The following is a 13,360-nucleotide window of genomic DNA, read 5'->3' as shown; positions in this document are numbered from 1 at the left end:
GCCCGGGCGGCAGGGAGGACAGGGGAGACGTCGAGGACCTCGCCGCCCCCCACGGTCTCGGACCGGCCCGACTCGCGCAGCACGAAGCGGTCCCCCGGCAGCAGCGGGAGGGCCAGGGGGAGGTGGATGCGGGCGAGGCCGGCTTCGCCCGGGGAGAGCGCCGCGCCGCCGAGGAGGCGGATGGCGACGGGATGCTCGCCGGCGCCGGCGTAGAGGTGGTAGGCGCCCCGGCGGGTGACCTCGTGGTCGAGGGAGGCGAGGACGCTGAGCGAGGCGTCGAAGGTGCGGGTGGGCGCCCACTGTCCGGGGCGGATAAGGGCCTGGCCCCGCCACAGGCGGTCGTGGGGGACCCCGGCGAGGTTGACGGCGGTGCGGTGGCCGGGCCCGAGATGGTCGACCCGGCGCTGGTGGGACTGGAGGCCGCGGACCCGGGCGGTGAGGGGGCTGGCGCCGGCGCTCCGGCCCGTTCCGGCGGGCACGATCTCGACCGCGTCGTCGGTCCCCAGGGCTCCGCCGGCGAGGGTGCCGGTCACGACGGTGCCCGCCCCCCGGACCGGGAAGACCCGGTCGATCCAGAGGCGGGGGCGGCCCCGGTCGGCGGCGCCGGGGGTGCCGGCCAGGAGGCGGTCGAGGGCGGCCCGCAGGTCCTCGAGGCCCCGGCCGGTGGGGGCGTCGACGGCCACCACCTCGGCGCCGGCGAGGAAGGTGCCGGCCACCTGGTCCGCCAGCTCGAGCCGGGCCAGCTCCTCGGTCTCCTCGTCGACGAGGCCGACCTTGGTGAGCGCCACCATCCCGTGCCCGACGCCGAGCAGCTGGAGGATGCGGAGGTGCTCCTCGGACTGGGGCTTCCACCCCTCGGTGGCGGCCACCACGAACAGGCAGGCCTCGACGGCGCCGGCCCCCGCCAGCATGTTCTTGATGAACCGGACGTGGCCGGGGACGTCGACGAAGGCCAGCTCCCGGCCCGAGGGCAGGGTCGTCCAGGCGAAGCCGAGGTCGATGGTCAGGCCCCGGTCCTTCTCCTCCTGGAAGCGGTCGGGATCCATGCCGGTGAGGGCGTGGACGAGGGTGGACTTCCCGTGGTCGACGTGGCCCGCGGTCGCGATCACATGCCCGCCGGGTCCCCTACGCCCCGGCTCCTCCGCCGTGGCGGGCGCCCCGGCCCCGCCCGCGGCCGTCCCGGTCATGCCCGGGCGGCGGCGTCCCCGAGGGCGCCGGCCAGCACCGGGTCGTCGGCCGGGTCGACGGTGCGCAGGTCGCAGATGGTGCGACCGTCCCGCACCCGGGCGATGACCGGGCTGGGCCGAACGGCGCGCAGGACGTCGGTCACGTCACCGTCCACGGCCACGCCGGCCGACGGGATGTCGGTGCCCGGAAGTGATCCGCCACCCGGGACCGACATGCAGTCGACCACCGAGACGTGCGGGCCGGCGCCGCCGGCCACGGCCTGGGCGCGTTGGCGGAGGTCGGCTACGGGCACCGCCGCCATCCGCCAGAACGGCACCGGCTCCCGGCGGAGGTAGGTGAGGGCCACCTCCTGGAGCGCGGAGAGGACCAGTCCGCCGGGACGCAGGGCCCGGGCCAGGGGATGGCGGGCGCAGGCGGCCACCAGGTCGGACCGGCCGGCGATGACGCCGGCCTGCGGGCCGCCGAGCAGCTTGTCCCCCGAGAAGGTGACGAGGGCGGCCCCCGCCGCCAGCGACTGGACCGCGGCCGGCTCCCCGGCCAGCCACGCCGGCGGTCCGGCCGCCAACCACGGGGTCGCGGCGTCGAGGAGCCCGGAGCCGATGTCGTAGACGACGGGGGGGCCCAGGCCGGCCAGGGCCCCGGCGTCCACGTCCTCGGTGAAGCCGACGACCCGGTAGTTGGAGCGGTGGACCTTGAGGACGATCGCCACGCCGTCGTCGACGGCGGCCCGGTAGTCCCCCAGCCGGGTGCGGTTGGTCGTGCCGACCTCGACCAGCTCGGCCCCGGACTGCGCCATCACGTCGGGGATGCGGAAGCCGCCACCGATCTCGACCAGCTCCCCCCGGCTCACGATCACCCGGCGGCCCCGGGCCAGTGCGGCCAGCACGAGGAGCACCGCCGCCGCCCCGTTGTTCACGACCAGGGCGGCCTCGGCCCCGGCGGCCCGGGCCAGGAGCGAGGCGGCGTGGGCGGAGCGCGAGCCCCGGCGCCCCGTCGTCAGGTCGAGCTCGAGGTTGGCGTAGCGGGCGGGATGGTGGACCTCCAGCGGGGCCCGGCCCAGGTTGGTGTGCAGGAGCACGCCGGTGGCGTTGACGACCGGGCGGAGGAGGGCGGCGGCCACCGCCTCGGCCCGGGCCCGCGCCGAGGCGGGATCCCCGGCAGCCACCGCCTGGCGGGCGGCGTCGACGAGGAGGGGGTGGGGGAGGTCGATGTCGGCCAGCGAGCGGGCCAGGGCGTCGATCGACGGGGGCCGGGGCCCAGTGACGTCATCCCTCGAAATCGTCACACGATCGCAATCAGTTCGCGGCAGGGAGTTCGCATTGACCGTGCAATCTTCTCGTCAACGGGTCCCTGCCGTCCCCCTGGCGGCGGGGGCACCAAGTGCCGAGGCCCGGGAGCGACCTTCCGCCGCTTCCGGGGGGCGACTGCCTCGGGGATCTTCGCCGAGTCCCCGGGGCAGGCCTCGGCCCACCTCCTGCTCCGAATCTTCTTCGTCGCGCCCGGCCTCCGGCCGCACCCCGTCGGGCCCACCCGGGGCGGCACCGGTCACCGCCGGCAGCTCGACCACGAAGCGGGCTCCCCCATCGGGACTGTCGGTGACGCGAACCGTGCCGCCCATGAGCCGGACGTGCTCGACGACGAGGGAGAGCCCGAGGCCCACGCCCTCCCCCCGGGCCCGCCGCCCCGCCGCCCGTCCCCGGGCGAAGCGCTCGAAGATCGTCTCCCGCTGCTCCGGCGGGACGCCCGGGCCGGCGTCGTCGACGGCGATGAAGGCCCCCGCCGGCCCGACCCCGGGCCCACCGCCCGCCACCGGGTCGCCGGCCACCGGGCCGACCACGACCCGGGTGGCGCCGTCCCCGTGCAGGTCGGCGTTGGCGAGGAGGTTGGAGAGCACCCGCTCGAGGCGGCGCTTGTCGGCGCTGACCGGCGGGGTGCCCGGCTCCACGACCAGCTGCACCCCGGCCGGGCCGTGGGCGGCCAGGGCGTGGCGGGCCAGCTCGGCGGGGCGGATCTCCTCGAGCAGGAGGTCGGCGGCGCCGGCGTCGAAGCGGGACACCTCGAGCAGGTCCTCGACCAGGCGCCCGAAGCGGGTCACCTCCTCGGTCAGCAGGTCGAGGGCCTGGGCCGACCGCTCGGTGAGCTCGGGCCGCCGGCGCTGGAGGACGTCGACGGCGTTGCGCAGGGTCGTGAGCGGAGAGCGCAGCTCGTGGGAGACGTCGGACGCGAAGCGGGCGTCGCGCTGGATGCGCGCCTGCAGGGCGCTCACCATGGAGTTGAAGGAGTGGGCCAGGTCGGCGAGCTCGCTGTCGTCGCCCGCCTGCAGGCGGGTGTCGAGCCGGCCCCCGGCTATGGCGGCGGCGGCGCGCGCCGTCTCGGTCAGCGGGGAGAGCACCCGGCGGCTGGCCCAGCGCCCGACGGCGATGCCCGCCAGGGTCGTGGCCACCGAAGCGGCGCCGAGCGACAGGGCCAGGGCCGTGAGGGTGCGCGTCAGGTCGGAGAAGTCGTAGAGCTCGAAGTAGGCGGTGCGGCCGCTCTTCCCGCTACCGGGCAGGAGAACCCCCACGGCCAGCTCGGCGTGGCCGGCCAGCCGGTACTCCATGGTGGCGGACTGGCCGTCTCTCAGCACCGTGGTGCGCAGCGCCTGCGGCACCGCCGCGCTCCCGAGGGCAAAGTTCGTGCTCACCCAGCTCCCCCTCTGGTACAGCAGGGACTCCGAGCCGTTGGGGGTCGACAGCGAGCTCAGCACCTGGGTGAGGTCGGGCCCGCTCGAGCGCGCCGCCCCGCCCACGACGAGGGCGTTGGCCACGGTCTGGTGCACGGCCGCGCTCTGCCGGTTGTGCACCACCGAGCGCCGGGTGAGCCCATAGGTGATGAGCGAGAGCACTACCGAGATGCCGAGGGCGCCGAGGGCAAAGCCGGCGGTGATCCTCGCCCGCAGCCCCAGCCGCCTCACGACGCCAGCTTGTAGCCGAGGCCGCGGACGGTCACCACGTGGCGCGGGGAGGCGGGGTTGTCCTCGACCTTGGTGCGCAGCCGGCGCACGTGGACGTCGACCAGCCGGCTGTCCCCGAAGTAGTCGTAGCCCCAGACGGCTTCGAGGAGCTGCTCCCGGGACAGCACCCGCCCGGCGTTGTCGGCCAGCTCGCACAGCAGGCGGAACTCGGTGCGGGTGAGGTGGACGGGCCGGCCCGCCTTGCGGACCTCGCCGGCCTCCGGCGCCACCTCCACGTCCCCGAACGTCCACACCGCCGTTCCCGGCAGCCCGGCGCCCCCCGACCCGCCGGACGCCGTCCCCACCGCCACCTGGCTGCTGCGGCGCAGGTGGGCCCGGATGCGCGCCGCCAGCTCCTTGGTCACGAACGGCTTGGTGACGTAGTCGTCGGCCCCGGCCTCGAGCCCCGCCACCACGTCGTGGGTGTCGGAGCGGGCCGTGACCATGATGATCGGCACGGCGCTGGTCCGCCGGATGGCCCGGCAGCACTCGAAGCCGTCGATTCCGGGCAGCATGAGGTCGATCAGCACCACGTCGGGCGCCCGGCCCTCGAAGATCTCGAGGGCCGACTCGGCGGTGTCGGCCTCGTCCACCTCGTAGCCCTCGTCCTCGAGGGCCATGCGGGTCGAGGTGCGGATCCGCTCGTCGTCCTCGACCATCAGGATGCGCCCGGCCACCCGCCTAGTCTTGCGCGCCTTGGTCCTCCGCCGCTCTTCACGTTCCCGGTCCCGATCCGGCCCGCCCCGCGACGACCTCGTGGTCCTCGAGTCCTGCACGACCACGTGGGCGTTCGAGACGGAGCGGAAGCGCTTCGCCCGGCTGCCGCGGGGCGTGACCCTCACGTCGACCAGCGCGGAGTGGCGGCCCTACGCCTCGATGTGGTTCGACCTCGGGGCGCGCACCCTGGTCGTGTCGCTGGACGAGGCGGGCACCCAGCTCCTCCAGAGCGACATCCACAACGGGCCCTGCCCGGACTGCGGTACCGAGGCGGACGGCTAGACGCGGCCGGTCGCGTCCGATCCGACCTCGCCGTGCTCCCTGCAGCGGGCCGACCACGATGTCGGGGTGACCAGGACCCGCAGCCGGCGGCCGCACTCCGGGCAGTGCCGGGGTGGGTCGAGGGCCGGCATGTCGGCGGCCATCAGATCGCCTTGCTCAGGGCCCCGATCGGCATCCGGAGGTCCTCGAGCATCGCCAGGTCCTGATCGGGGGCGCGTCCGAGGGTCGTCAGGTAGTTGCCGACGATCAGGGCATTGATCCCCGCCGTCATCCCGAGGGCCTGCAGCTCGCGGAGCGTCACCTCGCGGCCGCCGGCGTAGCGGAGGATGACCTCGGGCAGGGCCAGGCGGAAGAGGGCGATCCAGCGGATGGCGTCGATCGGCTCGACCAGGGTCCGGTCCCCGAGCGGCGTCCCCGGCCGGGGGTTGAGGAAGTTGAGGGGCACCTCGGCGGGATCGACGGCGCGCAGCTGGCCGAGCAGCTCGATCCGCTGCGCCGTCGACTCGCCCATGCCGAGGAGGGCGCCGCAGCACAGCTCCATGCCGTGGCGGCGGACCAGCTGGCACGTCTCGAAGCGCTCGTCCCATGTGTGGGTGGTGACGATGCGCCCGAAGAACGAGCGGGCGGTCTCGAGGTTGTGGTTGTAGCGGTGGGTGCCGGCGGCGGCCAGCCGGGCGGCCTGGTCGTCGGTGAGGATGCCGGCGCTGACCGCCACCTGCAGCCCGGTCTCCTCCATCACCAGCGGCACCAGCTCTTCGAGGCGGCGCAGGGTGCGCTCGTCGGGGCCGCGCACCGCCAGCACCAGGCAGAACTCGGTGGCCCCGACCTTGGCCGTCTCCTGCGCCGCCCTCAGCACCTCGTCCCGGTCGAGGAACGGTGTGGCCAGCACCGGGGAGTCGAAGCGGGAGGACTGCGAGCAGAACGAGCAGTCCTCGGGACAACCGCCGGTCTTGGCCGAGAGGATCCCCTCCAGCTCGACGGTCGTGCCGTTGCGCTCGATCCGCACCTGGTGGGCCAGGGCGGCCAGGGCGGGAACGTGCTCGTCGGGGAGGGCGGCCAGGGCGGCCAGCTCCTCGGGGGTCAGGTCCCGGCCCTCGTCGAGCAGGGCCGCTCCGGCGGCGGCTATCAGCTGGCGTTCGGTCATCGGCTGTCCCTTGCAAGCAGGTCACCCAGCACGGCGGCGACGTCGGTGTATACCGGCAGCCGGTCGCGCTCCGCCAGCCACGCCCGGTTGCGCCGGTGCAGGTCGGAGCCGGCGTCGTAGCGGTTGAGCACCACGGCCAGCGGCCAGTCAGCGAGCGCCGGCGCCGCCGAGCGCACGGCGTGGATGGTGCCGAGCCCCGCGTCGGCGACCAGCACGACCAGGTCGGGCCGGATGGCGCGGGCCAGATCGACGCTGTCCCCGTCGTCGGCCAGGGGGGAGCGGACCCCTCCGGCTGCCTCCACGATCCCGACGCCCAGCCCGTCCCCCCAGGCCGGCCCGTCCGCCAGCCCTCCGACCAGCTCGGCCATCGTCGGCGCCGGCCGGCCCAGGGCGGCGGCGGCCATCGGCGGGGCCATCGGCACGGGGTAGGTCAGCTCGGGCCGGCACACCTCTCCGGCCTTCTCCCCGGTGGCGACGGCGAGGAGCTCGGCGTCGGTCGGACCGGGGTCGGCGGGGTCGAAGGACTGCGCCGGCTTGCGGGCCGCCACCTCCACCCCGGCGGCCCGGAGGGCCCGGGCCAGGGCGCAGGCCACCCACGTCTTGCCGACCTCGGTCCCGGTGCCCACGACCAGGACCAGCCGCTCAGGCCGGGGCACCGACGCCGAGTCCCAGCTCGGCCAGCGCATCCACCAGCGCCCCGACCTGGTCGTCGGTGTGGGCGGCGGAGAGGGTGATCCGCAGCCGGGAGGTGCCCGGCGCCACGGTCGGCGGCCGGATGGCGGGGACCAGCAGACCGCGCTCGAGGAGAGCGGCGGCGGCCCGGAGGGCGGCGTCCTCGTGGCCCACGATGACCGGCACGATCGGGGAGCGGTGGCCGGGGGCCAGCCGGTCGACGTGGGCGCGGAGCCGGGCCACCAGCGCGGCGCCGGGGCCGGAGCGCAGCACCTCCAGGGCGGCCCGGGCGGCGGCGGCGTCGGCGGGGGTGGGGGCGGTGGTGAACACGTAGGGCCGGGCCCGGTTGACCACCAGCCGGCACAACGCCGCCGGCCCGGCCACGAACCCGCCGAGGGCGCCAAGGGTCTTGGACAGCGTCCCCACCCGCAGCACCTCGAGCCCGGCGACGGCCGGCAGCTCGGGCCCCAGCACGGCATGGGCCTCGTCCACGACCAACAGGGCGTCCCGCGCTGCGCACCGCGGCCCGATCTCGGCCAGCGGGGCCACGTCCCCGTCCATGGAGAAGACGGTGTCGGTCACGACCACGACCGGCCCCGGCGCCTGCGCCATCAGGCGCTCGAGGTCGTCGACGTCGGCGTGGCGGTACACCGCCACCTCGGCCCGGGCCAGCCGGCACCCGTCGATGATCGAGGCGTGGTTGAGCTCGTCGCTGCAGATCGTCACCCCCGGTCCGCCGACGACCCCGAGCACGCCGAGATTGGCGGAGAAGCCGGTCGGGAACACCACCGCCTCCTCCGTCCCCTTCCAGTCCGCCAGCTCCACCTCGAGCTCGCGGTGGACGGGGCGGGAGCCGACGATCAGCCGGGCCGACCCCGATCCCGCCCCCCACCGGTCGAGGGCGTCGGCCGCCGCCTGCCGCACCGCCGGGTGGGCGGTGAGCCCGAGGTAGTCGTTGGACGCGAACGACACCACGTCACCGGCGTGGCCCTGCAGGCGACCGGCCGGCCCGAGGGCGTCGAAGTCGCGGGGCTCGCGCCAGCGGCCGGCGGCCCGCACCGCGGCCAGCTGCTCGTCGGCCCAGCGGGCCCAGCTCAAAGGGCGGGGACCCGGTCGGTGGCCCCGACCTCGGCGACCGCCTCACCCAGCGTGTCGACGATGCGGTCGATCTCCTCGGCCGTGATCGACAACGGCGGCATGACCACGACCACGTCCCCGAGGGGCCGGAGCAGCACGCCCCGCTGCACGGCGGCGGCACACACCCGCCGGCCCCAGCGCAGCCCCGGTCGGGGCGGGGCCAGCTCCACGCCGCACATGAGCCCCCGCTGCCGGATCTCGGCCACGGCCGGGTCGGCGCCGAAGCGGTCCTGCAGCCGGGCGGCCAGCTGGGCCGAGCGGGCGCCGACGTTGGCCAGCACGTGGCGCTCGGCCAGCAGCTCGAGGTGGCGCCGGGCCACCGCCGCCGCCAGGGCGTTACCGCTGTAGGAGTGGCCGTGGTAGAGGGTGCGCTCCCCGAGGTCGGGGCCGAGGAAGGCGCTGTACACCCGGTCCGACGCAACGGTCGCCGACAGCGGCAGGTAACCACCGGTGATGCCCTTGCCGAGGCAGAGGAGATCGGGCCGGATGCCGCACTGCTCGGACGCGAACAGCGTCCCGGTCCGCCCGAAGCCGGTGGCCACCTCGTCGGCGATCAGCAGCACGCCGTGCTCGCGGCACGCGTCGGCAAAGCGGCGCACGTCGGCGGGATGGGCCGTGAGCATCCCCCCCGCCCCCTGCACGAGGGGCTCGATGACCGCCGCCGCCAGCTGGTGGGTATGGCGGGCCAGGAGCGTGACGGCGTGGGTGGCCCAGTCGGGGTCCGCGTAGCCCGGGGCCCGCAGCACGGGGAAGCGCAGCGGGTCGAACACGTCGGTTCCGAAACCACCGGCGCCGACCGACAGCGAGCCGACCGTGTCCCCGTGGTAGGCGTCGCCGAGGGCCAGGTAGGTGGTGCGGCCCTCCACGCCCTCGTTGGTCCACAGCTGGAAGGCGATCTTGAGGGCCTGCTCAACGGCGGGGGCGCCGTCGGACGCGAACAGGAAGTGGGGGCCGTCCACCGGGACGACGGCCGCCAGGGCCTCGGCCAGCTCGACGACCACCCGGTTCCCGTTGCCGAGCATGGTCGAGTGCGCCACCCGGTCGATCTGGTCGTGCAGGGCGGCGTCGAGCTCGGGTACCCGGTGGCCGAGCGTCGACACCCACAGCGAGGAGATGGCGTCGAGGTAGCGCCGGCCGTGGACGTCGATCAGCTCGTGGCCCTCGGCGCGCTCCACCACGACCGGCTCGTTGTCGGCGTAGCACGACATCTGGGTGAAGCCGTGCCACACCACGGCGGCGTCGCGTTCCACCCACTCCCGCCGGTTGTCGGGCGCACCCACGCCGGCAGGTTGCCACACCCCTCCCGGCCCGCTCACGAGGAGCCGGGGGCCACGAGAGCGGCGAAGTCCTGGCTCCCCACCGGCCCGCTCACGAGGGTGCCGTCGGCGGTCGGCACGTCCACGGGCTGGCCGGCCAGCTCGAACGACACCCCCACGACGTCGGGAAGGGAGGTCAGCGTGTACACGACCTGGGCGATGGCCAGGATCTGATCGGCGCCCCCCGTCTGGGCAAAGTCCGTCGACAGGTCGACCGTGGCCCGGCCCCCCCGGATCTGGTGCACGCCGAGCAGGGACGTGCCGGCGGGGATGGCGCTGCGGACCCCGAAGGCGGCCTCGGGGACGGTCGCCCCGTCGAGCAGCAGCCCGAGGGCCTCGGAGGCGGTGGCGGGGCTCGGCACGACCCGGGAGCGGGCGATCAGCCGGTCGTGGGCCACCAGGTACACCTGGATCACCGCCGCCGCCCGGGGCGACGGTGGCCCCGCCTCGGTCGTGGTCGTGGTGGGGGCGGCGGTCAGGCCGAGGGGAAGGTCCCCCGCCGCCAGCCGGTGCGGCCCGGCATCGAGCGGCACCCCGCAGCCCGCCAGCGCCCCGCCGGCGAGGACGACGGCGACGCCCAGCGCCGCCAGCGCGACCGGCCTCGATCTCACGTCTGCAAGTCTGTCGGCGTGCGCCGGGCCGTGAGAGTCGTGGTGGCCGCCGTGCTGCTGGCGGTGGGTGTGCCGGTGCTGTGCGGCGGCACCATCCTGGCCGCGTTCATCTTCCTGCCCCTCCCGGCCAGCCTGCCCCCGGTGCGCAAGAACCTCGTGCTGCAGCCCAGCGTGGTCTACGACGACCAGGGCAACGTCATCGCCACCTTCCGGCAGTCCGGCAGCGAGGTACCGGTGGCGCGTTCGGACATCACGCCCGTCATCGTGAACGCCCTGATCTCCTCCGAGGACCACAACTTCTTCAACGAGGGCGGGGTGTCCATCCGGGGGACGCTGCGCGCCCTGTACGACGACGTCGTCCACGGCCAGACCGTGCAGGGCGGCTCGACGATCACCCAGCAGTACGTCAAGAACGCCTACACCGGCGGCAAGCGCACGATCCTGCGCAAGATCCACGAGGTGATCCTGGCCAGCGAGGTCAGCCGCCAGCTGTCGAAGTCCGAGATCCTGTACCGCTACCTGTCGGGGAGCTACTTCGGCGAGGGCTCCTACGGCATCGCCGCCGCCGCCCAGACCTACTTCCGGACGCCGGCCAGCAAGCTCGACGCCTCCCAGGCCGCCACCCTGGTCGGCGTGCTGCCGGCGCCGAGCGACTACGACCCCCTGGTCAACGTGAACGCGGCGGAGTCCCGCCGGGAGACGGTGCTCGGCCTCATGGCCAAGTTCGGCTACCTCACGCCCGCCCAGTACCAGCAGGCCCTGGCCCAGCGGCTGGCGCCGGCCTCGGTCGTCAGGCCCGGGGTGCCGGTGACCGCCTTCTACCCGCCCCCCCAGGAGGGCCCGTCCCGGTACCCGTACTTCGTCGACTACCTGAAGCGCTACCTCCTGCAGAAGCTGGGCCCGGACGAGGTCTTCGGCGGGGGGCTGCAGATCCAGAGCACCCTCGACCCCAACGACGAGGTCCAGGCCGAGGCGGCCGTGGGCCGGGGGCTCGGCGGCACGAGCCTGCCGATCGACATGGCCCTGGCCTCGGTGGAGCCGTCCAGCGGGTACGTGAAGGCGCTCGTCGGGGGGCGGGACTTCAACGAGTCACAGGTGAACCTGGCCCTGCCCGGGTGCCCGGCCGTGCCCTCGGCCCCGAACGTGAACATCGAGGTCCCGGCCGCCTGCTGGACCCCGGGCGCCACGGTCCAGGGCGGCGGCACCGGCTTCCCGGGGGGATCCTCGTTCAAGGTCTTCACGCTGGCGGCGGCGCTGGAGAAGGGGATCTCGCTCGACCGCACCTACTCCGGGCCGCCCAGCATCACCATCGGCGGCACGACCTTCCACAACGCCGAGAACGAGGGTGGCGGCTTCTACAACCTGCGCAACGCCACGTGGCTGTCGATCAACACCGTGTTCGTCCAGCTCGCCAACGACATCGGCGTCAAGGCCATAGCGGACCAGGCCAAGTCCATGGGCGTGACCTCGGCGTGGTACAGCCCCCAGATCCACGGCCTGTCCTACACCCTCGGCGTCGTCGACGTGTCCCCGCTCGAGATGGCCACCGCCTACGCCGTGCTGGCCAACCAGGGCCTGCTGGTGCCGCCCAGCCCGGTGGTGCGCGTCGCCGACAGCACGGGCAAGATCCTCATCGACGACACCAAGCCGGTGGGCCAGCGGGTCATGCCCGCCAACATCGCCTCCGAGGAGACCCAGGTCCTCGAGGGCGTGATCTCCCACGGCACCGCGTACCCGAACGCGGTGATCGGCCGCCCCGAAGCGGGCAAGACCGGCACGACCGACAACTGCACCAACGCCTGGTTCGACGGCTACACCCCGCAGCTGTCGACCTCGGTGTGGATGGGCCACCTCACCAGCAACACGATTGGCCTCCGCGGCGTCGAGGGCATCGGCTGCGTGTACGGCGGCACCATCCCGGCCAAGACCTGGGGCGACTACATGGGCAACGCCCTCAAGAACGTGACCGTCCAGGACTTTGCCCAGCCCCCGCCCCCGCCGCCCCCGCCGCCCAACGTGTTCTCGGCGGCCCGCCCGGGGATCTCGGCCGGTTACGAGCAGTACCCGACCGACGTCGGCGGCGGAACCTACGTCGTCCAGCCCCCGCCGCCCAACGCCGCACCGCCGACCACCACCACGACGTCGACCACCACCACGACCGTCCCCGGTTCGGGGGGTGGCGGCGCCGGGCCCGGCCCCGGAGGCCTGGTCCCGCCCGGCGGGGCGCCGCCGTAAGCGGACGCCCTTGACGACGACCGCCGCCCCGTCCGAGACCAGCCGCGCCGCCGGCGAGGCCGAGCGCGCCGTGCCGGACCGGCGGGGCCGCACGGTCCTGGTGTGGACGGTGCCGGTCGTGCTCTTCGCCGTCACGGTGGCGGTGCACGTGGTGCTGGCCCGGCACATGCGCACGCCGATCATCCACGCCGACGAGTTCGGCTATCTCATGGGCGCCCACTTCATGGCCCAGGGCGGATCCCCGACCGGCGCCTCCTACTACCCCGGCTACAGCGCCCTGCTCGTGCCGCTCTGGTGGATCTCCAAGAACGCGCTGGCGGTCTACCGGTGGGCCCTCGACGTCAACGCCGTGCTGGCCGGTTTCACCTCCGTCCTCTCCTACCTGCTGGCCCGCCGGCTGGCGCCGCGGTCCGGGCCCCTGACGTGGGGCGGCGCCGCCCTCGTCGTGTCGGCCTACCCGGCGCTGGTGATGTACTCGAACCTGGCCGAGTCCGAGAACCTGCTCGTGCCCGGGTTGCTCGGGGTGGGCCTGCTGGTCCTGCGGGCCGTCGACGTTCCGAGTGCCCGGCGCTGGGCGGTGGCGGCCGGGGCCAGCGGCCTCCTGTACGCGGTGCATGGGCGCGCCATTGCCGGCGCCGCCGCCCTCGCCATCACCGCGGTCTGGGCGCTCAGGCCGTGGCGCGCCAGAGTGGTCCACCTGCTCGCCACCACCGCCGCCCTGGGAGCGGCGCTGGCGGTCTCCGAGGTATGGATCCGGTGGGTGACCCGTGAGGTCCCCGGTCACCAGCTCCCCGTCCGGTTCCCGTCCCCGAGCCTCTCGTCGCGGGTGACGACCGCGTCCGGCCTGGAGCACATGGGGGCGGTGCTCAGCGGCGAGGGGCTCTACCTCCTGGCGGCGGCGGCGCCGTTCCTCGTGCTCGGCGTGGCCGCGGCGTGGCGGTCGCTCCGCCGGGGAAAGGGCGAGCCCGACGCGGTCGACGGCCGGTGGCACGCCTTCGTGCTCCTCTCCCTTCTGTTCGGCGCGGTGGTGGCGGCGGTCTTCCTGGCCACGGGCAAGCGCATCGAC

13 protein-coding genes are annotated in these 13,360 nt (G+C 74.9%); 3 read left to right on the top strand and 10 right to left on the bottom strand.

Going from position 1 to position 13,360, the window contains the following annotated elements:
• The 4 genes from selB to VFW24_00080 form a co-directional block, all read right to left on the bottom strand.
• Nucleotides 1-1,109: selenocysteine-specific translation elongation factor (gene selB / locus VFW24_00095; protein HEX5265149.1), on the bottom strand; the 1,109-nt coding region annotated here is incomplete at its 3' end.
• A gap of 74 nt (nt 1,110-1,183) precedes the next feature.
• Entirely contained in the window at nt 1,184-2,473 is a 1,290-nt protein-coding gene (selA, locus tag VFW24_00090; protein HEX5265148.1) for an L-seryl-tRNA(Sec) selenium transferase, read from the bottom strand.
• A 54-nt stretch (nt 2,474-2,527) separates the two neighbouring features.
• Entirely contained in the window at nt 2,528-4,141 is a 1,614-nt protein-coding gene (locus tag VFW24_00085) for a HAMP domain-containing sensor histidine kinase (protein HEX5265147.1), read from the bottom strand.
• On the bottom strand, nt 4,138-4,857 hold the full coding sequence (locus VFW24_00080; protein ID HEX5265146.1) for a response regulator transcription factor: 720 nt from the start codon (nt 4,855-4,857) through the stop codon (nt 4,138-4,140). Before VFW24_00080 ends, VFW24_00085 begins: the two co-directional genes overlap by 4 nt.
• Nucleotides 4,858-4,876: 19 nt before the next feature.
• On the opposite strand from VFW24_00080, the gene VFW24_00075 reads away from it, so the two are divergent.
• Nucleotides 4,877-5,179: a hypothetical protein gene (locus tag VFW24_00075; protein ID HEX5265145.1), complete on the top strand. Its 303-nt coding sequence runs from the start codon at nt 4,877-4,879 to the stop codon at nt 5,177-5,179.
• On the opposite strand, the gene VFW24_00070 is transcribed toward VFW24_00075, so the two are convergent.
• From VFW24_00070 to VFW24_00045, 6 genes are read right to left on the bottom strand one after another with little or no spacing between them, the layout of a single operon-like run.
• Nucleotides 5,176-5,322, bottom strand: coding sequence for a hypothetical protein (locus tag VFW24_00070; GenBank protein ID HEX5265144.1), 147 nt, complete (start codon nt 5,320-5,322; stop codon nt 5,176-5,178). The two genes, VFW24_00075 and VFW24_00070, sit on opposite strands and share 4 nt — an antisense overlap.
• Nucleotides 5,322-6,323: a biotin synthase BioB gene (gene bioB, locus VFW24_00065; protein ID HEX5265143.1), complete on the bottom strand. Its 1,002-nt coding sequence runs from the start codon at nt 6,321-6,323 to the stop codon at nt 5,322-5,324. The genes VFW24_00070 and bioB overlap by 1 nt, the downstream gene beginning before the upstream one ends.
• Nucleotides 6,320-6,979 (bottom strand): dethiobiotin synthase, encoded by a 660-nt coding sequence (locus tag VFW24_00060; GenBank protein ID HEX5265142.1) that lies wholly within the window; start codon nt 6,977-6,979, stop codon nt 6,320-6,322. Before VFW24_00060 ends, bioB begins: the two co-directional genes overlap by 4 nt.
• Entirely contained in the window at nt 6,966-8,093 is a 1,128-nt protein-coding gene (locus VFW24_00055) for an 8-amino-7-oxononanoate synthase (GenBank protein ID HEX5265141.1), read from the bottom strand. Before VFW24_00055 ends, VFW24_00060 begins: the two co-directional genes overlap by 14 nt.
• Nucleotides 8,090-9,412, bottom strand: a complete 1,323-nt coding sequence (gene bioA / locus VFW24_00050; protein HEX5265140.1) for an adenosylmethionine--8-amino-7-oxononanoate transaminase — start codon at nt 9,410-9,412, stop codon at nt 8,090-8,092. The genes VFW24_00055 and bioA overlap by 4 nt, the downstream gene beginning before the upstream one ends.
• Nucleotides 9,413-9,444: 32 nt before the next feature.
• A complete protein-coding gene (locus VFW24_00045) occupies nt 9,445-10,059 on the bottom strand; it encodes a GerMN domain-containing protein (GenBank protein ID HEX5265139.1) in 615 nt (204 codons plus the stop codon).
• A gap of 18 nt (nt 10,060-10,077) precedes the next feature.
• Between VFW24_00045 and VFW24_00040 the strand changes: the two genes are divergently transcribed.
• Nucleotides 10,078-12,294 (top strand): transglycosylase domain-containing protein, encoded by a 2,217-nt coding sequence (locus tag VFW24_00040; protein ID HEX5265138.1) that lies wholly within the window; start codon nt 10,078-10,080, stop codon nt 12,292-12,294.
• Between the two features lie 10 nt (nt 12,295-12,304).
• Nucleotides 12,305-13,360 (top strand): hypothetical protein (locus VFW24_00035; GenBank protein HEX5265137.1); only part of this gene is annotated, 1,056 nt, incomplete at its 3' end.

This window comes from Acidimicrobiales bacterium (genome assembly GCA_036273495.1).
Taxonomy (GTDB): domain Bacteria; phylum Actinomycetota; class Acidimicrobiia; order Acidimicrobiales; family JAJPHE01; genus DASSEU01.
This window is presented reverse-complemented; position numbering and strand designations above follow the sequence as displayed.